Origin of the sequence: Mesorhizobium sp. C264A (assembly GCF_040324515.1) — a bacterium.
Lineage (GTDB): Bacteria > Pseudomonadota > Alphaproteobacteria > Rhizobiales > Rhizobiaceae > Mesorhizobium.
The window spans coordinates 334,436-360,835 of the sequence record NZ_JAMYVY010000002.1; the positions used below are offsets into that span (position 1 = coordinate 334,436).

A 26,400-nucleotide genomic window follows, 5' to 3' on the forward strand; every position below is an offset into this window, starting at 1 on the left:
GAGTTAAAATGGCTTTCAAGATCATCGCATCCCAATGCACCCAATGCGGCGCCTGCGAATTCGAATGTCCTTCCGGCGCGATCAAGTTCAAAGGCGAGAGCTACGTGATCGAGTCACAGAAGTGCACCGAATGCGAGGGGGTCTTCGATGCGCAGCAATGTGCCTCGGTATGTCCGGTGCCGAAGACCTGCGTTCCTGCGTAACGGACATTGGACTGCCGACATGGTTGGGGGCTGCCTACGCAGGACGCCTGGAACGCCTTGTTCGCAATCTCAGCCGCAAGAGAAATCAGGGAACGGACATGTCGCTCGGACGCGAAGAGGAGATCGAAATCCGCAGGCCTCCACGATTCATGCCGGGAGAGCGGGTACGTGCCACTCGCCACATAAAGAATGACGGCACCTATCCTGGCAGGGAGATCGGCGAAAATCTCGTGCGGAAGGGGGACGAGGGATATGTGCGCGACATTGGCACCTTTCTCCAGCAGTTCTTCATCTATGCGGTCGAGTGGATCGACCGTGGCACCGTAGTCGGTATGCGAGCGCGTGAACTGATGAGCCTCGACGAGGCCGAGGCGCCCTGCAGTGCTGAAAGCAATACCAATGAAGGGATGGCCAGATGAAAGTCATGATCCGCAGGACCGATGCTGGTTTGTCAGCGTATGTCCCCAAAAAGGACCTCGAAGAGCCGATCATCAAACTCGAGAAGGAAGAGTTGTGGGGCGGAACGGTCACGCTCAGGAACGGGTGGCGGCTCCTCCTACCCGATCTCCCACATGATACGCGTCTGCCGATCACCGTCGAGGCAAGGAAGATTTCCGAAGAGGGCTGATGCTGCCCCTAGGTGCGTCGCGAGGAAACGAGATGAACACGATCCTGACATCGGGCCACCTCGTCATTGTGCGGGACAGTTTTGCTGAAAAGCTGCTTGACCTGGCGAAGGGAGCGCTCGCCGCCGATGAGGTGATCCCCTATCTCGGTCCGGGTCTTCTTGAGTTGAACTGTGTGGAACCGCCTGTGCCGCATACCCCGGAGGTTGTTGCCGCGGCACTCAATGCACGGGCTCCAGCGCCTTCCAGGATCCGCACCAATATGTGGTCGGTTGCGCAGTTCATCGAACAGCGCCGGCATCGCCGGACGCTTCAAGCTTGGATGACCGACATATTCGCAGCGCCGGTGGGGCCGACCCCCTTCCACGCCTGGCTCGCAAGGCTGCCACTTTCCCTCATCATCGACAGCTGGTATGACAGCGCGATGCGCACGGCTCTGGTAGAGACCGGCCGAACGGACGTCGTTGAGATACAAGGCGTCACGCGCGCGAATGAAATCGGCAACATTTGGACGAAAACCTACGATTTGTCCGGGAGGGAGCTCGACCCCCGATTGGGGGCCAAGACGGTTCTCTATTCACCTCACGGGAGTATTACGCCCGCGCAAAACTTTCTCGTCGCAGATTCCGACTACGTCGAAGTCCTGTCCGAAATTGATATCCAGACACCGATCCCAGACGCTGTGAAGGAACGGCGCATCACCCGTGGATTTTTCTTCGTTGGCTGCCGCTTCAACGATCAGATGCTGCGCACCTACGCCAGACAGATCATGAAGCGCTCCCGCGGTCCCTATTGCACCGTAATGGACGCGGAAACCCTGACCAGAAACGAAGCGCGTTTTCTTGCGGCAAGCGGAATCACGGTGATCGACATGCCACTAAGTCAAGCGGCGGCTCGGCTTGTGGGAACGGGCACGGCTGCAGGTTGAGGACGGGATTAACAATGGCGGATGCCTTTGATGATGTCTGCTTCGGCTTTCCTCGAAGGCGCAAAATGCAGTCGGGAATACGCCCGTGAACAGTGAAGCTGTCAGCGGCGCAACGAACGCACTGAATTCGTTGGCCCATGTTGAAGCGGCGCGCTGGGGCCGGGATTTGAGTACGCTGTTGCGCATCACGCGTATGAATCTGCGCCATCCGTGGCAGGTTGCCCTCGCTATGGGCTCGACGATCATGGCGGCAATCCTCCAGTTGCTCATTCCCCAGCTTCTCGGCCGGGCTGTCGACCAGACCCAGACAGCTATCGGGGGTGGTGTCGCGGGGGCTGCGGCAGGACAAGCGCTCTGGGCCCCGGCTCTCCTGCTGCTCGCCGTCAGCGCGCTACGCGGCGTTTTCACGATGGCGCAGAACTATTTTGCCGAAGCCGTCGGGCATCATGTCGCGTACGAATTGCGGCTCGCCTACTACGACAAGATCCAGCGTCTCAGCTTTTCCTTTCACGACCGGGTCCATTCAGGCGATCTGATAACCGCCGGAATGCTCGATCTCGAAGGCGTGCGGATGTATTTTTCCACCGGGCTCATGCGGGTGCTCCTGCTGACGATGCTGATCGGGATTGGCGCTTACATGATGATCTCGACCGATCCGATGCTCGGCTTGGCCGCGCTCAGCTTCGTGCCTTTTGTCGCTTGGCGCTCATCGACCACACAGCTTAAGCTGCGCGCCACCTGGCTCGACCTCTATGAGCGCCTTTCGGTACTAAGCCGCGTGATGAAGGAAAATCTCGCAGGTATCCGTGTGGTCCGCGCTTTTGCGGCTCAATCCTATGAGATGCTGAAGTTCGACGGCGCTTCCAAGAACGCGCTCGACCTCGCCAACGATCTCGTTGACATCTACGTACCCAACACGTCGGCGATGACCTTGTCCTACTTTTTCGCAATGGGATTGGTGCTTGGGATCGGTGGCAACAAGCTCGTCGCTGGCGAGATCAGCGTCGGAACCATGGCGACCTTCCTGACCTTCATGACCATGCTGCAAATGCCAGTCCGCCAGATCGGTCTCATGGTCAATGCGTTTGCCCGCGCTTCTAGCTGCGGTTCGCGGCTTTTCGGTCTCCTCGATCAGGAGATCACCATCAGGGATGCTCTCGAGGCCAGACCGCTTGAGATAAGTGACGGCACTCTGCGCTTCCACAATGTCTCATTTGCCTACCCCAACGCCGAAAACCGCGCCATTCTGAAGAACCTCAGCTTTGAGGCCCGGAGAGGCGAGACGATCGCTATCGTCGGTCCGCCGGGTTCCGGCAAATCGACAATGGCTCATCTGGTCCCCCGCTTTTACGACGTGACCGGTGGCGCCATCACGTTGGACGGCCAGGACATACGCAATGTCACCCTCGAGAGCCTTCGCAAGGCGGTCGCGGTTGTACAGCAGGATGCGTTCCTATTCACCACAACGATCGAGAACAACATCGCTTATGGCGATCCCTGGGCGAAGAGACAGCGAATTGAACGCGCTGGAGAATTCGCCCAGCTCCACGACTACATCCTCGGGCTCCCGGCAGGGTATGAGACGGTCGTGGGCGAACGCGGCGTTTCTCTCTCTGGCGGCCAGCGCCAGCGTCTCACGATTGCTCGCACCATGATGCTGCGCCCCTCCGTCATCATTTTCGACGACTCGATGGCCGCGATCGATGCCGGCACCGAGCTGCGCATTCGCGCGGCGATGCGGCGCTTCGCAAAGGATCGGGTGACGATCATCATCGCGCACCGGCTGAGTGCGCTTAAGCATGCCGATCAAATCCTTTTTGTCGATAAAGGCGAAATCGTAGAACGCGGCACGCATGAAGAGCTTCTGGCGAAGCGGGGACGCTACAGGGCCCTTTACGATCTCCAGACGTGCCCGGGTGATAGCATTATTAGCCAGGATGGGGGCGCCCGCTGATGGACCAGGGCCGCGGCGAACTCGAAGCCGAACCTGACGACGGGAGACGCCCTCCGCGCGCGGTCGTCGGCTCGCACCGGATCGAGGAGGAGATGTTCGGCCGGGCTTTCGACAAGAGCATCCTCCGTCGCATCTGGGGCTTCGTCCATCCCTACCGGGCAAAGGTAGTTGTCACGATTGTCGCGATGCTGATCTTCACCGGGACGCAGCTTCTCATCCCCTTGATCATCCGCTACGCGATCGACCTCGGCATGAACCCGGCAAGGCCCGATCGCTCAGCCCAGCTTGCGGCCGTCGGCGCGTTCCTTTCGGCGATTTTGGTCAATTTCGCCGCCGGCTACATGCAGGAAGCCTTGGATGGGAAAATGGCCGAAACTGTCCTGTTCGACATCCGCCGCGCCATGTTTGGCCATCTGCAAAAGGTTTCGCTCTCTTTCATGGACAAGACCGAGGTCGGACGCCTGATGTCGCGCCTGCAAGGCGACGTTAACTCCATACAGGAGTTCCTGGAAACCTCGGTATATTCCCTAGGCGATGTTGCGCTTCTCTTCGGCATCGTTTTCGTAATGCTGTGGCTCGACTTTCGCCTCGGCCTCCTGACGCTATCGGTTCTGCCGATCCTGGTGATCGTCCGCATTGTCTGGTTGCCGCGTGCCCGCGACGCCTTCATGGCTGCACACGAAACCAATTCCGTCGTCAATGGCGCGCTGGCCGAAGCCATTCACGGCGTGCGGACCATACAGTCAATGGACCGCCAGCAGGTGAATTTCAGTCTTTTTGACGATCGGGCCCATGCCAACCTCAGGACCCACCTGATCGCTGCCAGATATGCACTGGTCATGGTGCCCATCGTCGATGGCATCACCGGCCTCGCCTTGGCCGCCGTTATTGTGGTCGGCGGCTCGATGGTCATGAATAGCCGTATAGATGTGGGCGTGTTGGTAGCCTACCTATTTTACATCCAGCGCTTCTTTGACCCGATCCGCTCACTCACCCTGCAATATTCGGTCATGCAGCGCGCCATGGCCTCAGGCAAGCGCCTGACCGATGTGCTCGACGTCAAGATCGATGTTAGGGACAAACCCAATGCCGAGGTGCTTTCGCCCGAAATGGACGGCTCGGTCGAGTTTAGGGAGGTCACCTTCGGCTACGATCCGAACCGTTCGGTTCTGAAAAATGTCTCGTTCAAGGTCAATCCGGGCCAGACGGTCGCACTAGTCGGACCGAGCGGTTCTGGCAAATCGAGTGCGATGGCCCTGGTCCACCGCTTCTATGATGTTCAGCAGGGTCAGGTGCTGGTCGGCGGACATGATGTACGCGACCTCACCCAGGAATCGCTCGGCCGCCAGGTCGCCATGGTGCTGCAGGAGCCGTTCCTGTTCACCGGGACGGTCTTCGAGAACATTCGATACCAGAAGACGGAAGCCACGCGCGACAAGGTGATCGAGGCGGCCAAGGCTGTCGGCGCGCATGACTTCGTCATGAGCCTCGCCGACGGGTATGAGACCCAACTTGGCGAACGCGGCGACAACTTATCTCTCGGCCAGCGCCAGCTTATCAGTTTCGCCCGCGCCCTCGTCGCTGACGCCAAGATCCTCGTGCTCGACGAAGCTACCGCCAACATCGACAGCTACACGGAATTGCAGATTCAGAAGGCTCTGATCAAGCTGCTTGAAGGGCGGACTGGCCTCGTCATCGCCCACCGTCTCGCCACGGTCCGGGGGGCCGACCGCATCATCGTGCTTCAGAATGGCCAAGTTATTGCGACTGGCAACCACGATGAGTTAATAGCCATGGGCGGCCTGTATTCCAAACTCTACTATCTCAACTACGCCTCCTTCGACGACCTTCCCGAACACGATACCACCGTCCAAGCTGGCTCTCAGACCTGACATCTTGGCGGCCTTGTGGTAGTGGCGTTGACTTTCGGGCGTGTCGGCAGACCACTCAGGCCACCGCATCCGGCCAGCAGCCAGCATTCAAGAACGAGCACTCCTCGCAATTCGTGAAGACCGGCTGCGAACGATTTCCTCCAGCATCGTATCCGACCGCGGTGCACCACCATCATCGGGCGAGCTCGCTGGAGGTGTTGGCTGGGCGTCGCAAAGCCGCTCGCGAGCGCGCCCTCAATAGCGCCGTAGCGAGTGACGGCTTTGCCACCGACGGGCCGCTGATGAAGCTGGATTAGTGGGTGCCGCACCGACGCCGCCCCGGGCGAGGAGAACCTTCTGCGGCTGGCTATGGGCAACGACTAGCGCCAGCGCGACGAGCAGACGCGTGCCGGCATCGTGACGCGCTCGGCTACCCTCTCCTTAGGATCGTGCATGTTCACACGATGGCCCAGACGCCAGCCGACGCACAAGCTGGTATCCTGTGCCGCCTGCTCGTCGTCAGTTTGGCCTCCTCTCGATTGCCCGCCCCACCACGTGCACGCTCGATCACGTGAGTGTGAGAGCGCTGCACAACGATTTAACCTCAGACCGCGAATTTCATGGTCAGCCAAGTCGAGCCATGATTTCGGACTGAATCATCCTCGCGGTGTAAAGGGAAGCATCTAGCGGCAGATTTCCAAATGCCATTTGACAAAGCAGGTAGTTGGCACCTGCCTCTTCCAACTGATCTAGCAGAGCTTTTCGCACAGACTCTGCTGATCCTACCACGCACAATTCACTCTCGACTGCCGCATCGAAGGTCAGCGGCAAGTTTGGTGGAGTGGGGATAGCGTTAAGCTCGTAAAGGAATTGGAAGCTCTTGAGCCAGCGTGCGTAAGCAGGTGCCGCGAGCGAATAGGCATGTGTGTCACAACGCCCAATCACGACCATGCGGAGCAATCCGACAAATCTCCCTTGATCCCCCCCGCCTGCGTTGTCCTCTCGATAGGCGCGGAACGCATCAGTAGTTTTGCGAACAGAAGAGGAAGGTCCCACACACGCGATATTTGTTCCATTCGCAGCGGCCCAAGCTGTGGACTCGGGTCGATTGGCAGCGACCCATGTGGGCGGATGTGGACGCTGATGAGGTCTTAGCGTCAAAGGAACGTCATTGAGATCAAAATGGCGGCCTTGATAGCATAGCGTGCCGACCTCCCTCGAATTAAAAAGTATTTGCATAAGAATTTCGCTGGCTTCGGCATAACGGCCCGGCACCGCGTCCGCACCAATCCCGAAGTAGCCCAATTCGGTCGGGAGAGCACCGCGCCCTATGCCCAGTTCGAGCCTGCCACCGCTCAACTGGTCCAGCATACAGATCTCTTCGAACGCACGCAGCGGATGATAAAGCGCAAGCAGCATCACCAAGGGTCCGAGACGCAAGCGCCGGGTGCGCTGGGCGACGCTCGATAAGAACAGATTCGGCGATGGACCTCTCCCATGGGGAGTACAGTGGTGTTCTGCGAGATGATAGGCATAGAACCCTAGCTGATCGCACGCCTCTGCTAATATCAGGCGATCTTCGTACTGCCGGCCTATATCGCGGCCATCCTCATCCAAATGATCGAAGATGCCGAAAGCCAGGTTTGAAGGAAAGACGTTTGTCACTCTTTAAGTCCCCGATTTTAAAAGCAGGCTGTTTTCTTGCTGGGATCACCAGCAAGTCGGAAGAGATGTGTGTGATCGCCGATTAGCGTCAGCGTAACGAAGAAGCAGAGCCTGACGCTTCCCTGCCTCTGGAGCTTGGCACCGTTAAGCTTCCAGCAATGTCGCCAGCGGCAGCAAGAAATTCATCCATCTGCTCTTTTGTGCCGATGCTGACGCGGATACAGTGTTCCAAGCCTTTGTCCGGAAAAAACGCGACAAGTATCTTTTGCCTCTCCAATGCTGCTTGCCACCATGAGCCGTCCTGTCCCGCGGGCACACGGGCCAGCAAGAAATTTGCGCGGGAGGGTGTTACGGAAAATCCGAGTTGCGATAGTGCAACTGCCACTCGCTCTCGTTCATCCTTGATGTGCTTGTGGTTGTCTGCGTAGGCGCCGCGATGCGCAAGCACGCTGATACCAACGGCATGCCCGATCACGTTCATGTTGAAGACGTTCTGGATGTTTCGCAGCCTTCCAATAATTTCAGGGTGACCGAAACCGAAACCGACGCGAATGCCGGCGGCGGCATAGCTTTTCGAGAATGACCTCAAGATCAGAAGATTCGAATACCGGTTGATGAGGCGCAGTCCGTGATCGGGTGCAAAGTCGACGTATGCCTCATCAAGGACAATCAAGCGGTCCGATTGTGCTACGAGGCATTCGATATCGCTGATCGGGAGGAATGTTCCGGTCGGATTGTTTGGATTGGCCAACATAATAAACTTGGCGTCTTTTGCCGCAACGGAAAGCAATTGCTCCATTGGCAGGGAATGAGCTTGACATCCGATTTCGAGGAACTCAGCGCCCTGAAGCATGGCAAGTTTGCGGTTGAACGAAAACCCTGGCGACATCATCGCAACCTTGTCGCCGGGTGCGAGGAAAGCTCTGTAGATCAGTCCGAGCAGTTCAGACGACCCGTTGCCAGCGATGACCTGATCCCTGGAAACGCCATAGGTGCTGGACGCTGCTTCCCTCAATCTTAAGTTATCGTCATCCGGATATAGATACTGGCGCTTGAGGGCCGCCACTGCACTTTGCATTATGATTGGCGGCAACGGAAACGGGTTCTCATTCGTATTCAGCTTGATAAAATTTGCGTCCGGCGCTGGTCCGTTGGACGGCAGAGCATCCAACTGTCGTGTCACTTGCGAAAGAGCCGAAAGCACAGTTTGCAGTTTTGCGTCGGACATATTTGACTCCGTTTCAGTACAGGGGGCATGCGTATGAGCTCGCAACGAGAGCAACATGGCGGACGGGATTGACGATGGCAGGGTTGCCTTTCACACAATGGTCGCAGCGCCAGCTGAGATGGGAATTCAGCCAGGCTGTCCTCGGTCGAATCGAGTTGACGCGCACGCGGATCTGCATCGCTGCGCGGCGCCAAGGCGCTAAGCGGCTCAGCTCATGCCCAGGGTCATGCTTTCAAAGACGCTTGATCTCGACGCCGTATTTCCTCAGCACGTAGCCAATCTGGCGCGGGGTCAGCCCAAGCAAGCGCGCTGCCTTTGCCTGCACCCAGCCACATCTTTCCATGGCAGCAATGACGCGCTCTATATCGGGCGTCCTCGCGCCAATTGGGTGGGTTGCGCCGGCAAGCGGGCCTGTAGTCGCGGCCGAACTGGCGGCCTCGTCCGGGGGCGTGGCCAAATTCGCTGACTCCGGCAGGATCGGCGGTGGTTGCAGCGCGGCCTTGCCCGATCTGCACTTCCACAGCGCCTCGGCAAAGCATTGGCCTTGGGAGCAGGCAAAGTCGTTTCTCCCGATTGACAGTCCCTCGGCCAGGATCGCTGTCCGGTGCACGCAATTTTCAAGCTCGCGAATGTTGCCGGGAAACTCACATTTCATCAGCACTTCAATCGCACGCGGATCGAAGGTGAGCGTACAGCCGTTCTCGTCGTTGAACTTCTTGAGAAACTCAGCTGCGAGGAGCGGAATATCGCTGCGCCTTTGGCGCAATGCTGGTACCAGCAAGGGAACCACGTTGATGCGGTAGTACAGGTCGGCGCGGAACTCATTCCTTGCAACCGCCTCTTCCAGGTTCCTGTTCGTGGCGGCAATCACGCGAACATCGACCTTGATGGTCTGATTGCTGCCGACGCGCTCAAACTCCTGCTCCTGCAGCACGCGCAGTAGCTTTGCCTGGAACGAGGCCGAGATCTCGCCAATCTCATCCAGAAACAACGTCCCCTTGTCAGCGAGCTCAAAGCGCCCCTTGCGGGAATTGAATGCGCTTGTGAAGGCACCCTTCTCATGACCGAACAATTCGGATTCCAGGACTGTCTCTGGGAGCGCTGCACAATTGAGTTTAACGAAGGGCCGCTTGGCGCGCGGCGACAACTCGTGAATTGCCTTGGCAGCCAGCTCCTTCCCGGTACCGGACTCACCTCGCAACAGAACTGTGGTTTTTGCCTTCGCTACGACCGCGATCTTCTCCAGCAGGGCGCTTATCGCCGGACTGTCACCAATCATCCCCTCGACGTGAACCTTTTTGCGCCGGGGTGCAGGGTGCTTAACATCAGAAAATTTCGTTTGCAGCCGATGTTCCAGCTCCGGCGCTCGCTCGCTGTCGGCCGCGGAGAAGCGATGCAACTTGACTGTCTGTCCCACCATGTTGGCAATCATGGTGAGCAGCCGGACATCATCGTCGAGCCCATAGCTTGACCTGCTTTCCAAAACCCGGTCCAAAGTCAGCGCGCCTATGGCGTTCCCATCAACACGAATGGGAACGCCGATGAACGACACGGTGTCGGAGGCCCCAAGCACCTCGATATCAGTGGCAGTGAAGGTCGGATGCATCGCTATGTCGTCGGCGACGAGCGGCGTGTCGGTCGTCACAATCTGATCGATGGCGTTGCGCGGCAGGCGCGACCGGGAGGGCTCATTGCCGTTCGTGCCGCAGCCGCTGGCCACTGTGATGTCCAGTCCGCCCTCGGCATCGCAGAGAGCGATGATGCCGTGCCGCATCTGCACAAACGAGTGCAGGAGGTCGACTACCTTGGCCAACTTGAGTTCGAGCCGGGCGGCATCGGCGAGTACTTTCGATATTTCGAAGATGCCGGTTAGCGCGCGCTCGTGCAATGCCACATTCGCAGGATTCGTGTCGGGCTTTGGACAACCCTTTATCGCATTCGGCAGCGATATGCCGCAGTCGCGGGCATTCTGTTCTGACTTGCTAATGTTGTGGTGCATGTGATCCTCGATCTCGCGCCATCAAATCTAGGCTGGCGGCATGTGCGCCCGCGACGTCGCGGGCACGCGCGAATATGCTCCGACGTGAACTCGTGCCGCCGCCGTGTGGTCGAGTGCAAAGCGGGTCTAGCCCTGACGCATCGCTTGGCTACTCCCTCCACGAAGCTTGGCCATGTTATTGGCTTGCCCCGGGCAAACACACGTTGTTTTCAAAAGACTGGAGCGAGGCGGCATAGTCAATCGAGCTTTCTTTCATCTGTGAAAGGAAACCTCGCGGCCTATGATAGGATTCATCAGTTCTATCTTTGCGTTGAAGCAGAAATACCTGGGCCGGCCATGCGTTGCCCGAGCGGCTGACCGCGCGGAGTGTAAATGCGGGGCCGTGCCATTCACCAGCGCCCGCGAAGGAGGGGCGGGAGCGAGAATAACCGCCAACGGCACTGGTCGGTTGCGGCAACCGCCATCTTTCTCGAGTTGATCAGGCGGCGGCGATGTCGGGTGTGAAGGCGCGAAGCTGGCGTCGAGTACGACTTCGTAGGCGGTGCTCGCAACTTCTGAATCGCATCGTCGTGGTCAGCACCATCACCAGCCTGGGGCCGAAATCGGCACACTCAATGAGCGTATCGAAAAGTCTGAACAGATTACGATGCGACCGCTTGAAAACGGCTGCCCCTGCTGCGGGCGTTGATTTGCAAAATGGGTCGTCCAAAGGACCGTCCGAATTTATTCTGTGCATTGCAGTGGCTGCACGGTCGTAGGCTGTCCAGAAACGAGCGCTTCCGAACAGGGGTAAGTTAGCCTGTCATCTGGACGGCCTTGAACAGGCGACACGATGGGGCCCGGTCCAAAGCCGGCTAACGAGGAACCCACCACGCTCTGTGCAGCAAACCGCTAGCCAGAGGGATCGACCGGCAGCACTCTGCCAGAGACCATCAAGGGCGTTCGGACCGCGACCTTGCCCGCTGGTCTGACACCGCATTCCTCCATCATTGGCGAGCCCACGTCAGTTCAGGTGATGCGGATTCATCTGGCATGGGTATTGCGGCGGCGTTGGTGCAGCGTTCGACCGGAGCGCCGCGATAGGGAGAAGCCCGGGAGAAGTCACGCCACCTCGATCCGGTCAGGGAGAGAGAAACAGTGTCAGCTGCACAAGTCCGCGGCGCGAGTCCCGCGCCCCGCAAATCCTTCTACACCAAGCTCTACGCCCAGGTGCTTGCCGCCATCGCGCTCGGCGTCGCAATTGGCTATTTTTATCCGGAGACCGGCGAGAGCCTGAAGCCGCTGGGTGATGCCTTCATCAAGCTGGTCAAGATGATCATCGCGCCTGTCATCTTCCTGACAATTGCGACCGGCATTGCCGGCATGAACGATCTTCATAAGGTCGGCCGGGTCGCCGGCAAGGCAATGGTTTATTTCCTCACCTTCTCAACGCTCGCGCTGATCGTCGGCCTCATCGTCGCCAATGTCGTCCAGCCTGGCGACGGCCTGAACATCGATCCGGCCTCGCTCGATGTCCAGGCCGTGAATACCTATGCCGCAAAAGCCAAAGCGCAGTCGGTCACCGGCTTCCTGATGAACATCATCCCGCCAACGATCGTCGGTGCCTTCGCGGAAGGCGACATCCTGCAGGTGCTGTTCTTCTCGGTTCTGTTCGGCATGGCGCTTGCGATGGCCGGAGAGACGGGCAAGCCTGTCGTTTCCTTCCTCCAGGCGCTCATTGTGCCTGTCTTCAAGCTCGTCGGAATTCTGATGAAGGCCGCGCCGATCGGCGCTTTTGGCGCGATGGCCTTCACCATCGGCAGATATGGCATCGGTTCGGTAGTCAACCTCGCGATGCTGGTCGCGACGTTCTATTTCACCGCCTTCCTCTTCGTGTTCGGGGTTCTCGGCGCAGTCTGCCGCTACAACGGCTTTTCGATTTGTTCTCTCATTCGTTACATCAAAGAAGAGCTGCTGCTTGTCCTCGCAACGTCCTCCTCGGAGGCGGCGCTCCCGTCGCTGATGGAGAAAATGGAGAAGGCGGGCGCCAGGCGTTCGGTTGTGGGTCTCGTCATCCCGGCCGGATATTCGTTCAATCTGGACGGCACGAATATCTACATGACGCTAGCGGCTCTCTTCATCGCACAGGCGACGAACACGGATCTGTCCATCGGCGATCAGGTGCTGCTGCTGCTCGTAGCAATGCTTTCCTCCAAGGGCGCTGCAGGTGTGACAGGTGCGGGCTTCATCACCCTGGCGGCTACGCTCGCGGTAGTTCCGAGTGTTCCCGTTGCTGGGATGGCACTGATACTCGGCATCGACCGATTCATGTCCGAATGCCGGGCGCTCACGAATTGCGTCGGCAACGCAGTGGCATCCCTCGTCGTCGCACGCTGGGAAGGAGAGTTGGACCGAGCACAGATGAAAGCTGCCTTCAGCGGTCATCAGCTTACCGAGGCATCAAACCGGCTACCCTCCTGCAAGTAAGATGGGCGGCCCACGACCTGTGAAGTCGCTTAGCTGGTCACATAACTGAACGACCGACCCGCAGCCTCTAAACGGCTCCTCACGGACCATGTATCAGAAGCGCTAAATGTGTGAGTGCAAATCGTCACCGCCCTTTAAGCGAATGAGCCTTTCAGTATACCCGGCCGGTTTACGTCTGCAATGATGTTCGTCCAACACGCTGTGCCCATTCGTATGGGGACGTCTTCACTTTGCCACCCGAAACCGAAACGCGTTAGGCGGACAGAGAGCCGGCCCGCGTCAAAAACCAATCAGAATAGGACCTATGACCAAGCGCCCCACAATTGCCGATCTCGCCCGCGAAGCCCGAGTCAGCGTAGCAACGATCGATCGGGTTCTGAACGCCCGCCATCCGGTGCGCGAGGAGACCGCGCGGCGGGTCCACGACGCCGCCCAGGCGATCGGCTATCATGCTGCCGGGCTAATCAAGCAGCGGTTGCGGCGAGACCTACCGCACTACCGTCTGGGCTTCATCTTGAGAAAACCGGCCCAGCATTTCTACCAAGATTTAGCGCGCGAGGTCGAAGCATCGGTCAATTTGGCCCAGTCCTTCCACGGCATTCCGCTCGTCGAATTCGCCCCGTCACATATGCCGAGCGACCTGATCGCGCCGCTCAAGGAGTTGGGCGCACGCTGCCATGCAATCGCGATGGTGGCACCGGACCACCCGAAAATCACAGCAGCGGTTGAGGACCTCAAGGCCAAGGGCATTCCGGTTTTCTCGCTGCTTTCCGACTTCGCCGCCGGCGTGCGACAGGGGTATATCGGCCTTAACAACCGCAAGGTGGGGCGCACGGCCGCTTGGATGGTGTCCAAGGTCGCAAAACGGCCCGGCAAAGTGGCGGTGTTTGTCGGCAGCCATCGTTTCCAGGGGCACGAGCTCCGTGACGTCGGCTTTCGCTCCTATTGCCGTGAGAACGCGCCCACGTTCGAGGTGCTGGATCCGGTCATGAACCTCGAGAAACGGCAGATCACCTACGAGGCAACGCTTGATCTCATGCAGCGGGAGCCCGAGCTCGTCGGCTTCTATGTCGCCGGCGGCGGCATGGAGGGCGCGATCTCCGCGCTCCGAGAAGAGGGCAAAAGTCGGGATCTCGTCGCGATCGTGAATGAAATCACACCTGAGTCTCGGGCAGCGCTTGCAGATAACATCGTCACGATGGCGGTCGCCACGCCAATGCGCCGGCTTTGCCAGGAGCTGATAACGCTGATGACACGGGCTATCGAGACCGGCACCGCTGAAACACCCGGACAGACATTTCTGCCGTTCGACATCCATCTGCCGGAAAATATATGAAGGCGGAAGCGCGAGGTAGATTGCCTAGATCCGCAGCGTCAACCTCCACCGGCTTCACTTGCCAACATGCCCCACGTTCTCGTGCAGGGGGTGTGGTCAATGATCCCGCACGGCAAGAGCCGAGCGAGGCCAGCACAGTCCATTTGGGGTCGACCTCGTCGACCGCCATCTCCTCGCCTGGCTGCACGTGAAAAGCCGCGGCACAGCCGGCAAGGTAGGAATTTAACCGGGCTAACCATCTTCTGGGACTTCGCACGCAAATCGAGGCGGCAGTCAATTCAGTAGCAGCCCGGGCGTGTGTTCTGCTCGTTCCGGCCCCTCGCACTTAGCAAGGAACTGCGCCGCTCTGCCGGGCCAAAGGCCCGACGCCCGAAGGGCGACCGCTCCTACGCGATCGCGTCCGCCTCCAGAAGCCGCCATCGAAAAGAATGCTCGCGTCGTCACCACCTACGGCCAAAGCGGGCAATCAAGGCAGCTGGCATCACTCTGCCACACATCCTCGACGAGCAACTCGCCTGAGATCAGCCCCAGAACGTAGGTTACACGCGCCGCGCCGGCGCTTGTCGAACATGCTGATCAGCCTGTATTACAGGCGGTGATTAGGTGGGGCTCAACATCTTCCGGGACTTCGCACGCGATTTCGAGGTGGCAGTCGGTACCAAGAAACGAAAGGTCGGATCGGCGTGCCCGAGACGCTCAATAATTTCAGGCAAAGGCGCCAAGCGAGATGCCTCCTGCAACATCATTTCCCGCATCCACACGCTTGCCGGATCACTATTGTGAAGCTCAGGCCATTGGACGGCTTCCGTGAATGCAGGAGGAGGAAGTGGCGGCGGAAGTTGGACAATCCGCAGGGGTGTTGTTTTTGCGAAATGCTGCGCCAGCCGTAAGGGCATAGTCCCGATGCGGCTGGTGCCTGACAGGACGGGCGGGATCAGGCTAAAGCCCTGTACGACAACTTCGATACGTCTCTCGAAACCGTGCTCGAGCAAATACCATTCCTCCATGGTGGGCTGCCGGGTGTGCCTGAATTTGAGCACAACATGCCCCATGCACAAGTATCGCTCGAATGTAAGTGGCTCCGACAGCTGCTTGTTCGTGCCGCAGCCTACGCCTACGAGCTTATCTTCGAACAGGGCTGCCCGAGGATGTTTCGACATGAACACTTCCGGCATAATCAGAAAATCAACGTCGCCGCGCCGGAGAAGCTCCTCGGGGTCGTCGCAAATAGGCAGACATTCAAAGCGAACGGCGGGAGCTTCCCGCGCAGCGCGCTCTACTATCTTCCTAAAAAATACGAGCGTGATGTAATCGGAAAGCATGATTCGGAAGAGACGATCCGATTGGGCCGGGTTGAAGGCGTCGGGGGAAATAATCGATAGCTGGATGTGCAGCAATGCGTCCCGGACTGCTGGGGCGAGCCCGTCGGCGCGCGGCGTCAAAATGAGCTCGCGGCCGTTCATCGTAAATAGCTCATCGTTGAAATAGGCGCGTAGCCGAGCAACGGCGGCGCTCATGGCCGGCTGGCTCAGGTTGATACTGCGAGCCGCGGCAGTGACTTTACGCTCCCTCATCAGAGCGTCCAGCACAACGAGGAGATTTAGATCCAGCCCTTTAAAACGCATGTCATGTTCTATCCAACGTGTGGATGCGTATCATTCAAACAATCAATTTTACGAATTTACGAGCCATGCATTAGAGGAACGGAAAGTGAGCGACGTCAAGCTCAAATCGACGACACGGGCCGGAACTCGAGAGAGCGTCTGGCTCACCTTCGCCAACGACAACGGCTGAGTGCAGCCACCAACGCCGCTTTGGTCGAGTAATGCGGCCACAAAAACCAATATGAAGAGAGGTCCTGAATGCGCCATCAGGTGCAGTGGAAGTTGTGCTGGGAAAACGAGTTGCAGCTCTCCGATCACGTTAAGCTCGCCGAGTTCTTTCGTGATACGTACGGGCCGACTGGGGCGTCCAACGCAGAACCGTTCGAAGGTAGTCGAAGCTGGGCCGGAGCCAGGCCTGAACTCCGCGTAATCGCCTATGATTCAAGCGGTGTAGCGGCTCACATGGGCATACTGCGCCGTTTCATCAAGGTCGACGCGGTCGACCTGTTGGTGGCTGAACTGGGCCTGTACGGGGTACGTCCGGACCTTGAGGGTCTGGGAATCGCCCATTCAATCCATGTCATGCTTCCAATACTGCAGGAGCTTGGCGTTCCATTCGCTTTCGGAACGGTCAGGGACGCGATGCGGAATCATGTTGAGAGGTTCGGACGGCGATACAGCCCTATGGCCGTTTTGTCGGGAATTCGCGTGCGCTCCACCCGACCAGAGGCCCGCCTCGACCTGCCGCCCACACGCATCGATGACGCACTCACAATTGTTCTGCCAGTTGGACGGCCGATCAGCGAATGGCCCACGGGCACGATGATAGATCGGAACGGACCAGAGCTATGAGCCGGTCCGATTGCTTGTACGAAGTGCGCCGTGAGTGCTCTGACGGCACCGGCCGTCGAAGCGTTTATCTGACGTTTGACGACGGTCCCAATCCACTTTTCACACCGGAGATTCTCGACGTGCTGGCAGAGCAGCGGGTGCCGGCGACTTTCTTCGTCATCGGCGCCTACGCCTTAGAGCACCCATATCTAATCCAACGGATGATCGCAGAAGGGCACGAGGTAGGCAACCACACGATGTCTCATCCGGATCTGTACCAATGCGGTTTCGGCGAAGTGCAACGTGAGGTCTTTGAAGCGAACGACGCCATCATGAGAGCGTGCCCGCAGGCCTCGGTCCGCTTTGTTCGCGCGCCCTACGGCGCCTGGAGCGAAGAAGTCTGCACAGCATCACAGATCGCCGGGCTGGCGGCCCTTCATTGGTCCGTCGACCCTCGAGATTGGTCTCGCCCTGGAGTCGAGGCGATTATCGATAAAGTGCTCGCCTCCGTCCGGCCGGGCGCAATTGTACTCTTGCACGACGGATGCCCTCCCGGCGAGTTGAGCCAGGGCGCTCACGCCGGCATGCGCGACCAGACGGTCACGGCGCTGTCCCGGCTGATTCCAGCACTGCGTGAGCGCGGATTTGTAATCCGCTCACTTCCTCAACATCACTGAACAACGAGATCCCATGACTCTTCTTGGTACAACCAGCACTGTGGCCATTTCGCTTTATGCACTGCTCTCGACTGCCTATAAGAGCATGCAAGGGCTTTATGCTATGCCGACAAAGGATTCGTCGGCGTTGGAGGTTCTCGCCGGCTCCGACAAACTGCCCAGCGTCGATGTCATCGTCCCCTGCTTCAACGAGGATCCGCGCACGCTTTCAGAGTGCCTGGCTTCCATTGCAGACCAAGAATACGCCGGAAGACTTCGGGTCTATTTGGTTGATGACGGTTCTGGAAATCGCGAAGCCTTAGGAACTGTCCACGAAGACTACGCGCGCGACCCCAGGTTCGACATCATTTTGCTTCCCGAGAATGTTGGAAAGCGCAAGGCGCAGATCGCCGCGATACGACGCTCATCAGGGGATCTGGTGCTTAACGTTGATTCAGACACGGTACTCGCGCCCGACGTCATTTCCAAGCTTGTACCGAAGATGCGAGATTCAGCGGTCGGCGCAGTCATGGGTCAGTTGACGGCCAGTAACCGAACCGAGAGCTGGCTGACCAGGCTGATAGACATGGAGTACTGGCTGGCTTGCAACGAGGAGCGCGCGGCACAGGCTCGCTTCGGTGCCGTTATGTGCTGTTGCGGCCCATGTGCCATGTACCGCCGGTCTGCGCTCCTTTTGTTACTGGACCAGTACGAGTCGCAATTTTTTCGGGGCAAGCCAAGCGACTTCGGTGAGGATCGCCATCTCACTATCCTGATGCTGAAAGCAGGCTTTCGAACCGAATACGTTCCGAGCGCCATCGCGGCCACAGTCGTTCCGAACAGACTCGGACCGTATCTGCGCCAACAACTCCGTTGGGCACGAAGCACATTCCGGGACACACTGCTTGGGCTGCGCTTGCTGCCTAGCCTAAATAGCTATCTCACGTTGGACGTGGTCGGACAGAATCTCGGCGCGCTACTCCTCGCCCTATCGGTATTAACGGGCCTCGCACATTTCGCACTGACAGGCACTGTGCCTTGGTGGACAGGACTGATGATTGTGTCCATGACCATGCTCCGATGCAGCGTGGTAGCATTTCGTGCTCGACAATTTCGATTTCTTGGCTTTTCGCTGCACACGTTCATCAACGTCTTTCTCTTGCTTCCGTTGAAGGCCTACGCGCTGTGTACCTTGAGCAATAGCGATTGGCTGTCGCGAAGCTCTGCTGTCGCTACATCGAACACTGGGGGAAAACAGGCCCCCACCCAAGCTCCGATCACTGGTTCCAGCAGGGCAGAACTCTCGCCCCATTCGGCTCCGCTTCGCAGGCTCAGTCTTGCGCGGGATTCTTCGGAATTAGTCCTGTCGGACAACATTTGCGGCGACGATTGATCGCAAATACCTAATGGACGAAAGGTGCACGAGTTTGACCCAGAACGTGAATCATCAGTTGCTTGATCGGGAATTGGCCGCCGACGATCCGTGGGGCCTCGACGGCAATCCATTCGAGCGGAAGCGCCACACGCAAATGCTCCAGCTGGCGCTTGCCCAAGGCTCCATTACAAATGCCCTCGAAGTCGGGTGCGCTGCCGGCGCATTCACGGAAAAACTAGCCCCCTACTGCCAAGGGCTCACCGTCATCGATGTCGTGGCGCAAGCGATTGCTCGAGCACGTCAACGGATAAAGGAGCCGTCGCGCATCAACTGGATAGTCTGCGATGTTCAACAGTTTTCGACCGACGAGTTGTTTGACGTGATCGTTGTGGCGGAGGTCCTCTACTACCTCGGAGACATAGCCGAGATGCGCGCGGCCGTCAAAAACCTGGTGCGGGTGCTTGCGCCAGGCGGGCATCTGATCTTCGGATCGGCAAGGGATGCTAATTGCCGTCGCTGGGGTCACGCCGCTGGTGCTGAGCCGGTCATCGCCATGCTGAACGAAACGTTGATCGAGGTAGAGCGGCTTGAGTGTCGGGGCGAGTCGGTCAACGAAGACTGCTTGCTCGTCCGTTTCCGGAACCCGATTTCCGCTTCCTGATGAATCTCGAATCTATCGCCGTTAACGTGGAGACACTATGCGCATCTGTGGTACCAAGCTGACCCATGATGGGGCGATCGCCCTGGTCCAGGATGGACGGCTCGTCTTCTGCGATGACCAGGAAAAGCGGCACAACGATCCGCGTTACCAATCCATCGATAATCTCGACGCAATTGTCGCCGCTTTAGCGGAGCAGCGGCTAGATCCTTGTGATGTCGATCAGTTCGTTATCGACGGCGGGGATGGCGAAGACGAGTCACAGTTTCAGATCGGCAGGGAACCAAGCGACCGCCAGTTTTGTCGTCCCTCTCGGTAAAATGAACCCATGTCCATGATAGCGATCGACCTTACTGACGTAAGCAAAACTTATGACAAGCTCGTTGTCGACAGGCTGTCGTTCCGCGTTGCGGCGGGGGAATGCTTCGGGCTCTTGGGACCGAACGGCGCGGGCAAAAGCACGATTGCGCGTATGGTCCTCGGCATGACATCGCCTGATGCGGGGAAGATTACTGTGCTCGGCGCTCCAGTGCCGGCGCGCGCGCGTTTGGCACGTATGCGCATCGGCGTGGTCCCGCAGTTCGACAATCTTGATGCCGCGTTCACTGTACGCGAGAACCTGTTGGTGTTCGGGCGCTACTTCCGGATGAGCAGACGCCAGATCGATGCGGTCATACCATCGCTGCTTGAGTTCGCCCGCCTCGAGAACAAAGCGGATGCGCGCGTCGCCGAACTGTCCGGCGGCATGAAGCGGCGCCTGACGCTCGCGCGTGCGCTCATCAATGACCCGCACTTGCTGGTGATGGACGAGCCGACCACCGGCCTCGATCCGCAGGCCCGCCACCTGATCTGGGATCGGCTGCGATGGCTGCTGGCGCGGGGCAAGACTATTCTTTTGACTACCCATTTCATGGAAGAGGCCGAGCGGCTGTGCGATCGGCTGTGCGTTATGGAGGAGGGGCGCAAGATCGCCGAAGGTCGCCCGTCCGAACTCATTGACGAGCAGATCGGCTGTGACGTGGTGGAGGTCTACGGCGGCAATCCGCATGAACTGGGTGCGCTGATCCGGCCGTACGCACAGCGCATCGAGGTGAGCGGTGAGACGCTTTTTTGCTATGCACCCGATCCGGAGCAGGTGCTGGCGCAGCTACGCGGGCGCACGGGTCTACGCCTTCTGCAGCGTCCCCCCAATCTCGAGGATGTGTTTTTGCGGTTAACCGGGCGCGAGATGGAGGACTGAACAATGGGCGAACGTTATGCGGCGGGCATGCCCGCCAATGCGTGGAATTGGGTCGCGGTTTGGCGCCGCAACTATCTTGGATGGAAGAAAATCGGGCTTGCATCGGTTCTCGGCAACCTCGCCGATCCGATGATCTATCTGTTCGGTCTCGGCTTTGGCATCGGAACAATGATAGGTCCTGTTGAGGGCACTTCGTACATTGCGTTTCTCGCGGCTGGCATGGTTGCCACAAGCGTGATGGCATCGGCGACCGCTGAAACGGTCTACGGGAGTTTCGGCCGCATGGGCGACCAGCGCACCTGGGAAGGAATGCTATGCACTCAGCTGACGCTCGGCGATATCTTACTCGGCGAATTGGCGTGGGCAGCCACGAAGGCCCTCATGGCGGGCACAGCAATCACTATTGTTGCTACCACGCTCGGCTACGCATCGTGGCCATCCATCCTCTGCTTGCTGCCAGTCATCGCTCTCAATGGCCTCGCCTTCGCGAGTCTAGCGATGGTCGTCACGGCGCTTGCGCCCAGTTATGAATATTTCATATTTTATAATACGCTTGTTATTACACCCATGCTGTTCCTTTGCGGCGCGATGTTTCCGGTCAACCAATTGCCCGGCGCTTTTCAGTATGCTGCCTCCTTATTACCGCTCGCACATGCAATCGACCTCATTCGTCCAGCGATGCTTGGCCGTCCGATTGACAAAATGGGCCTGCATATCGGCGCGCTTTGCATATACACAGTTTTGCCCTTCTTCTTTTCGATTGCTCTTTTTCGTCGAAGGCTGATGCGTTGACGCTACTCACCATTCGAATTGAATGTTTGGTCGCAACCCATTCACACGCCGCCTAGATCAAGACATGCGTTTTAAGGGACTCGATCTGAATCTCCTCGTCGTGTTGGACGCTCTGGTCAGGGAACGTAAAGTCACCGCGGCGGCCCGCAGTATCAACCTGAGCCAGCCGGCAATGAGCGCCGCCGTTGCTCGGTTACGCGCCTATTTCAGCGATGAGCTATTTACGATGAGCGGCCGCGAGCTCATTTTGACACCTCGCGCTGAGGGGCTCGCCCCAGCAGTCAGGGAGGCATTGCTGCACATCCAGCTATCGATTATTTCCTGGGACGCCTTCAACCCAGCCCAATCGGATCGTCGCTTCCGGATTATCCTTTCCGATTACATCACGCTCGTATTTTTTAAGAAGATCGTAGAACGTGCTGCGCGGGAAGCTCCCGCCGTCCGCTTTGAATGTCTCCCTATTTCCGACGACCCCGAGGAGCTTCTCCGGCGCGGCGACGTTGATTTTCTAATTATGCCGGAAGTATTCATGTCGAAACATCCTCGCGCAGCCCTGTTCGAAGATATGCTCGTGTGCGTAGGCTGCGGCACGAACAAGCAGCTGTCAGAGCCACTTACATTGGAGCGATACTTATCGATGGGGCAGGTTGTGTTCAAATTCGGGGACACCCGGCAGCTCTCCATGGAGGAATGGTATTTGCTCGAGCACGGTTTCGAGAGACGCATCGAAGTTGTCGTACACGGCTTTAGCCTGATCCCGCCCGTTGTATCAGGCACCAGCCGCATCGGGACCATGCCCTTACGGCTGGCGCAGCATTTCGCAAAAACAACACCCCTGCGGATTGTCAAACTTCCGCCGCCACTTCCTCCCGCATTCACGGAGGCCGTTCAATGGCCTGCGCTCCACAATAGTGATCCGGCAAGCCTGTGGATGCGGGAAATGATGTTGCAGGAGGGATCTCGTATGATTCCTCTGCCTAAGAGCACCGGACGTCTCAGTTGTCCCCAAATTGAGAAAATGCCCCCCCCTCGACTATGAGAGGAGGCATGGATGGCGATGCCCCGCCGCCTGCGACCCCGCAACTGCTCAGCAGAAGGGCGAAGCGAACGAGAGTGAATCCATTTCGTAAATGTGTGCCTATCCAAGCAATCGATTTCTGCAATTGTCCGATGACGAATATGAACGCGCCTGAAGGTGTGGAGGCGGAAGCCTGTTCGGGCCCTTGCGGCCGACCACGATGAATCCCTTCCAAACCTTCAGCCGGACGGTGTTGTTGACGCGCTCCATTAAATGCCGGGACCAAACATATTCGGCGGGAGCACTGATCCTGAACCAGCGAGCGGATGCAGTCGGTTGCCGGTCGGGGAGCAATATAGGGAGCTGGGTCGCCAGCCTCCGGAGACTTACGTGACAACCATTCCTTAAAGGATTCAGCTTTGAGACCCTTCCCTCTGACTTCCGCGATTTGGGGCATTGTGTTGATCAGCGGCGTGGTCAACGTGCTTGCGCTCATCTCGCCGCTGTTCATGCTTCAGGTCTATGACCGCGTTCTGGCAAGTGGCAGCGTATCCACGCTAGTGGGGCTCGTCGTGCTTGCTGCGGGGCTTTATGCGTTCCAATGCCTGCTCGACATTTTGCGCGCTCGCGTGCTGCTGCGGATTGGCGAGCGTTTCGATGGACAGTTTTCCGGACGCGTTCACGATGCGATCGTTCGCCTTCCGCTTTCAACGCGCATGCCGGGCGACGGCTTGCAGCCGCTTCGCGATCTCGACAATGTTCGCGGCTTCTTAGGTGGAAACGGTCCGACAGCGTTCTTCGATCTGCCATGGATGCTGTTTTATCTTGGCATTTGCTTCCTCCTTCATTTCTGGATCGGCATGACGGCACTTATCGGGGCGGTCGGTCTCACATCTCTGACACTCCTTGCCAACACTCTCTCGCAAGGGCCGATAAGCGATACCGTTGCCCACAACATGGCACGCAATGGTCTGCTGCAAGCAGCGCGTTGCAATGCCGAGGTCGTGCAAGCTCTCGGTCTTGGAAAGCGGATCGCTGCCCGATGGCAAAAGGCCAATGCCAAGTGTCTGGCCGCCAACCGGAAAGCTGGGGACGTGGCAGGTGGGCTGGGTGCCATTTCAAAGTCGCTGCGCGTGCTGCTGCAATCGGCCATTCTTGCCGTCGGTGCGTACCTTGTCGTCAGGGAAGAGGCTACGGCCGGGGTCATGATTGCCAGTTCGATCATGATGGGGCGTGCGCTGGCTCCGGTCGACCTCGCCATTTCAAGCTGGAAACCCTTCCTCATGGCGCGCCAGGGTTGGGCGCGGCTGGAGGACCTCTTGGAAAAGGTTCCTGAAGCCGCTCCTGTTATGCTAATGCCTGCACCTGAACGCGAACTGCGCCTCGAAAGCGTGACAATCGTTCCGCCCGGTGAAAGCAAGCCGACCGTGACCGGCATTGCGTTTGCCATTCAGGCGGGAAGCGCACTCGGGGTCATCGGCCCGTCGGGCTCGGGCAAGTCGACACTCTCGCGCGCCATCGTCGGCGCATGGACGCCGGTCGCCGGGAAGGTTCGCATCGACAGCGCAAGCCTCGATCAATGGGACCGGGAAGCACTAGGCCGTCACATCGGCTATCTGCCGCAAGGTGTTGAACTGTTCGATGGCACCATTGCCGAAAACATCGCTCGTTTTGAAGATGATCCTGACCCTGAGGCTATTGTCGCCGCGGCGAAAGCAGCGGGCACGCACGAACTGATCCTCCGATTTGAGCACGGATACGAAACTCCGATTGGTGAGGCCGGATCGGCACTTTCCGCCGGGCAGCGTCAGCTTATCGGTCTTGCCCGGGCCCTTTATCGAGACCCTTTCCTTGTCGTGCTGGATGAACCCAATGCCCATCTCGACGCGGAAGGCGAAGCTGCAGTCGTTAATGCGATCGCCTCCGTGCGCGAGCGCAAGGGCATTGCGGTTGTCGTCGCCCATCGGCCGAGCGCCATCCGCGCCGTCGATTTGGTGTTGGTGATCGAAGGTGGACGGCAGCGATCATTCGGTGCGCGTTCCAAAGTCCTGAAGGCCATCGAGTCTACACAGGATCACGTGGCAGAGCGCGCTGACATGGAGGATCCCGGTGTCCGGCATTCATCAGAACAATGACGTTTCGAGTCCATTCGCCGGCACCTGGTGGCGGGCCTTCTGGCGAGCGTGATCTTTGTGGGAGGAGCCGGAGCCTGGGCGACCTTCACGAATCTCTCCGGTGCGGTTGTAGCGTCCGGACACTTTGTCGTCGTTTCCTAGTGAGAAGATACAGCACCCGACTGGCGGGGTGGTCGGAGAAATCCTGGTGAACCCGGCATTTCGTACTACCTGGTGCGCCTGTCAGTTCCGATCTCGGCTCGCGCGAACGCGCTCCCTAACGTTCCATTGCTCGCAATGGGCAGTGCCGGCGCGACTCGGCAACACAGCCCCATGCCCGTTCTTCCGAGGGCGGCCCAACCAGGACGACCGGTTGCCAAGTTTTCCTGGACCGTTCTTTGAGTGTGAATGTTCGGGCCGATTGCCTGGGGCGTGTCCCCGCCGCCTGCGAGCCCGCAACTGCTCAGCAGAAGGGCGAAGTGAACGAGAATGCATCCATTTCGTAAATGTATGCCTATCCAAGCAATCGATTTCTCCAATTGTCCGATGACGAATATGAACGACTCAGGCAGGGGCATCATTAGGAGTATTTTCAATGGCAAAGATTATCGAAGGTGGCCCGGGTTCCGAAACACTCCTCGGCACCGAGGGTGTTGACTGGATCGAGGGTTACCAGGGCGGTGACTGGCTTGACGGTCGTGGCGGCAACGACGAGATCTCGGGTGGCGCGGGCAGTGACCGAGCCATCGGCGGCAAGGGTAACGACCGCATCTTCGGCGGAGATGGCTGGGACGATCTCTCCGGCGACAACGGCCGCTTCAACGCGCGCGTCTCCGGTGAGGACAATGACAGGCTCAGCGGCGGACCCGGCCAGGATGTCCTCTACGTGGGTGACGGCCAGGACACGTTGACCGGGGGCAGCGACAGTGACACGTTCGTGTTCCAGTTCCACAATCCGGTGCCTGGGGTTGTCGGGTCGACGTCGGACATTACCACTATCACCGATTTCAACCCGGCGGAGGACAAGTTCGCCTTCGATGCGGTGGGCCTCTACAACGATGGTTTTGGCGCGAACTTCGTCAACAACGCCAGCATACAGTCCGGCTACCCGGTGAGCAGCTTCTACAGCGGTGCGGCCTCGGGTGCGAACGGCGAACACGTCGTGGTGATCACTGGCGAATCTTTCAACTCTGCTAATGAGGCGGCGAGTGCGATCTCCGGCGAGCACGCCGGCGACATCATTGTCTACCAAAGCAGCTACACCGACAGACTCGCAACTCTGGCCTATGTCACCGCCGACGGCAGCGCGCACGAGTTCGCCCACCTGGGCGGTGTGGTCACCGTGGCAGACCTGGGCCTGACCGCGTCCGACTTCACCTTCGTTTGATCCAGAAAACCCATACGGAACCGCGCCCGCCCCGCCCCCCTGGGCGGGCGCTTTCCCGTTTCCGCTACTTGCCATGGGCCGGGGCGCCCGGGAGCAGTCAGCGTGTACAGTGACGAAGCCCTGCGCGTCGCGCTGGTCGTGCACCGAAATCCCACTGAAGGTGTGGAGGCGGAAGCCTGTTCGGGCCCTTGCGGCCGACCACGATGAATCCCTTCCAAACCTTCAGCCGGACGGTGTTGTTGACGCGCTCCATTAAATGCCGGGACCAAACATATTCGGCGGGAGCACTGATCCTGAACCAGCGAGCGGATGCAGTCGGTTGCCGGTCGGGGAGCAATATAGGGAGCTGGGTCGCCAGCCTCCGGAGACTTACGTGACAACCATTCCTTAAAGGATTCAGCTTTGAGACCCTTCCCTCTGACTTCCGCGATTTGGGGCATTGTGTTGAT

The 26,400-nt window shown here is 58.6% G+C and carries 21 protein-coding genes and 3 pseudogenes; 20 read left to right on the plus strand and 4 right to left on the minus strand.

The features are described 5' to 3' along the window. The first annotated feature begins 8 nt into the window (after positions 1 to 8). The 6 genes from NKL04_RS20690 (at position 9) to NKL04_RS20715 (ending at position 5,603) form a co-directional block, all read left to right on the plus strand. On the plus strand, positions 9 to 203 hold the full coding sequence (locus tag NKL04_RS20690) for a 4Fe-4S dicluster domain-containing protein (RefSeq protein WP_023672218.1): 195 nt from the start codon (positions 9 to 11) through the stop codon (positions 201 to 203). Between the two features lie 98 nt (positions 204 to 301). Continuing rightward, positions 302 to 622 carry a nitrogen fixation protein NifZ gene (locus NKL04_RS20695; RefSeq protein WP_023703134.1) on the plus strand — a complete coding sequence of 107 codons (321 nt, stop codon included), beginning with the start codon at positions 302 to 304 and terminating at the stop codon, positions 620 to 622. After that, positions 619 to 831 (plus strand): putative nitrogen fixation protein NifT, encoded by a 213-nt coding sequence (gene nifT / locus NKL04_RS20700; RefSeq protein ID WP_023672220.1) that lies wholly within the window; start codon positions 619 to 621, stop codon positions 829 to 831. The genes NKL04_RS20695 and nifT overlap by 4 nt, the downstream gene beginning before the upstream one ends. A 32-nt stretch (positions 832 to 863) precedes the next feature. After that, positions 864 to 1,757 (plus strand): SIR2 family NAD-dependent protein deacylase, encoded by an 894-nt coding sequence (locus NKL04_RS20705; protein ID WP_023712674.1) that lies wholly within the window; start codon positions 864 to 866, stop codon positions 1,755 to 1,757. An 85-nt stretch (positions 1,758 to 1,842) separates the two neighbouring features. Beyond that, positions 1,843 to 3,711 carry an ABC transporter ATP-binding protein gene (locus NKL04_RS20710; RefSeq protein ID WP_031209952.1) on the plus strand — a complete coding sequence of 623 codons (1,869 nt, stop codon included), beginning with the start codon at positions 1,843 to 1,845 and terminating at the stop codon, positions 3,709 to 3,711. Further along, on the plus strand, positions 3,711 to 5,603 hold the full coding sequence (locus NKL04_RS20715; protein ID WP_023703131.1) for an ABC transporter ATP-binding protein: 1,893 nt from the start codon (positions 3,711 to 3,713) through the stop codon (positions 5,601 to 5,603). The genes NKL04_RS20710 and NKL04_RS20715 overlap by 1 nt, the downstream gene beginning before the upstream one ends. A gap of 603 nt (positions 5,604 to 6,206) precedes the next feature. On the opposite strand, the gene NKL04_RS20720 is transcribed toward NKL04_RS20715, so the two are convergent. From NKL04_RS20720 to nifA, 3 genes are all read right to left on the minus strand, one after another. Next, the gene (locus tag NKL04_RS20720; protein ID WP_023703130.1) at positions 6,207 to 7,247 is read right to left on the minus strand and encodes an LLM class flavin-dependent oxidoreductase; all 1,041 of its coding nucleotides are present in this window, start codon (positions 7,245 to 7,247) and stop codon (positions 6,207 to 6,209) included. Between the two features lie 88 nt (positions 7,248 to 7,335). Continuing rightward, complete coding sequence (gene hisC / locus NKL04_RS20725) at positions 7,336 to 8,475, minus strand: histidinol-phosphate transaminase (protein WP_352724318.1); 1,140 nt, start codon at positions 8,473 to 8,475, stop codon at positions 7,336 to 7,338. Between the two features lie 232 nt (positions 8,476 to 8,707). Further along, entirely contained in the window at positions 8,708 to 10,474 is a 1,767-nt protein-coding gene (gene nifA / locus NKL04_RS20730) for a nif-specific transcriptional activator NifA (protein ID WP_023703128.1), read from the minus strand. A 1,137-nt stretch (positions 10,475 to 11,611) separates the two neighbouring features. Here nifA and NKL04_RS20735 point away from each other — a divergent pair. The 3 genes and pseudogenes from NKL04_RS20735 to NKL04_RS32160 form a co-directional block, all read left to right on the plus strand. After that, a complete protein-coding gene (locus NKL04_RS20735; RefSeq protein ID WP_031209948.1) occupies positions 11,612 to 12,940 on the plus strand; it encodes a dicarboxylate/amino acid:cation symporter in 1,329 nt (442 codons plus the stop codon). 304 nt (positions 12,941 to 13,244) lie between these two features. Further along, positions 13,245 to 14,276, plus strand: a complete 1,032-nt coding sequence (locus tag NKL04_RS20740; RefSeq protein WP_023703127.1) for a LacI family DNA-binding transcriptional regulator — start codon at positions 13,245 to 13,247, stop codon at positions 14,274 to 14,276. Between the two features lie 291 nt (positions 14,277 to 14,567). Continuing rightward, positions 14,568 to 14,795, plus strand: a pseudogene (locus tag NKL04_RS32160) (IS1634 family transposase); the annotation flags it as partial. An 80-nt stretch (positions 14,796 to 14,875) separates the two neighbouring features. Here NKL04_RS32160 and NKL04_RS20745 read toward each other — a convergent pair. After that, the gene (locus NKL04_RS20745) at positions 14,876 to 15,901 is read right to left on the minus strand and encodes a LysR family transcriptional regulator (RefSeq protein ID WP_023698291.1); all 1,026 of its coding nucleotides are present in this window, start codon (positions 15,899 to 15,901) and stop codon (positions 14,876 to 14,878) included. A gap of 237 nt (positions 15,902 to 16,138) precedes the next feature. On the opposite strand from NKL04_RS20745, the gene NKL04_RS20750 reads away from it, so the two are divergent. The 11 genes and pseudogenes from NKL04_RS20750 to NKL04_RS20800 all read left to right on the plus strand — a co-directional run bounded on the left by NKL04_RS20750 (position 16,139) and on the right by NKL04_RS20800 (position 25,951). After that, positions 16,139 to 16,732 (plus strand): NodA family N-acyltransferase, encoded by a 594-nt coding sequence (locus NKL04_RS20750; RefSeq protein ID WP_023685029.1) that lies wholly within the window; start codon positions 16,139 to 16,141, stop codon positions 16,730 to 16,732. Continuing rightward, the gene (nodB, locus tag NKL04_RS20755) at positions 16,729 to 17,388 is read left to right on the plus strand and encodes a chitooligosaccharide deacetylase NodB (RefSeq protein ID WP_023672235.1); all 660 of its coding nucleotides are present in this window, start codon (positions 16,729 to 16,731) and stop codon (positions 17,386 to 17,388) included. Before NKL04_RS20750 ends, nodB begins: the two co-directional genes overlap by 4 nt. Positions 17,389 to 17,401: 13 nt before the next feature. Further along, positions 17,402 to 18,760 carry a chitooligosaccharide synthase NodC gene (gene nodC, locus NKL04_RS20760; RefSeq protein WP_023687361.1) on the plus strand — a complete coding sequence of 453 codons (1,359 nt, stop codon included), beginning with the start codon at positions 17,402 to 17,404 and terminating at the stop codon, positions 18,758 to 18,760. Positions 18,761 to 18,773: 13 nt separating this feature from the next. Continuing rightward, a complete protein-coding gene (gene nodS, locus NKL04_RS20765; RefSeq protein WP_023685032.1) occupies positions 18,774 to 19,403 on the plus strand; it encodes a nodulation methyltransferase NodS in 630 nt (209 codons plus the stop codon). Between the two features lie 37 nt (positions 19,404 to 19,440). Further along, positions 19,441 to 19,674: pseudogene (locus tag NKL04_RS20770) on the plus strand (carbamoyltransferase N-terminal domain-containing protein); the annotation flags it as partial. A 54-nt stretch (positions 19,675 to 19,728) separates the two neighbouring features. After that, a complete protein-coding gene (gene nodI / locus NKL04_RS20775) occupies positions 19,729 to 20,640 on the plus strand; it encodes a nodulation factor ABC transporter ATP-binding protein NodI (RefSeq protein ID WP_023703125.1) in 912 nt (303 codons plus the stop codon). Positions 20,641 to 20,643: 3 nt separating this feature from the next. Continuing rightward, positions 20,644 to 21,432, plus strand: a complete 789-nt coding sequence (locus NKL04_RS20780) for an ABC transporter permease (RefSeq protein WP_023687364.1) — start codon at positions 20,644 to 20,646, stop codon at positions 21,430 to 21,432. Between the two features lie 64 nt (positions 21,433 to 21,496). Further along, a complete protein-coding gene (locus NKL04_RS20785) occupies positions 21,497 to 22,471 on the plus strand; it encodes a LysR family transcriptional regulator (RefSeq protein WP_023703124.1) in 975 nt (324 codons plus the stop codon). A gap of 398 nt (positions 22,472 to 22,869) precedes the next feature. Beyond that, on the plus strand, positions 22,870 to 24,585 hold the full coding sequence (locus NKL04_RS20790) for a type I secretion system permease/ATPase (RefSeq protein WP_352724319.1): 1,716 nt from the start codon (positions 22,870 to 22,872) through the stop codon (positions 24,583 to 24,585). After that, a pseudogene (locus NKL04_RS20795) lies at positions 24,560 to 24,790 on the plus strand (HlyD family type I secretion periplasmic adaptor subunit); the annotation flags it as partial. The gene NKL04_RS20790 and the pseudogene NKL04_RS20795, both read left to right, overlap by 26 nt. Before the next feature lie 369 nt (positions 24,791 to 25,159). Next, positions 25,160 to 25,951, plus strand: coding sequence for a calcium-binding protein (locus NKL04_RS20800; protein WP_023686103.1), 792 nt, complete (start codon positions 25,160 to 25,162; stop codon positions 25,949 to 25,951). The last annotated feature ends 449 nt before the right edge of the window (positions 25,952 to 26,400 follow it).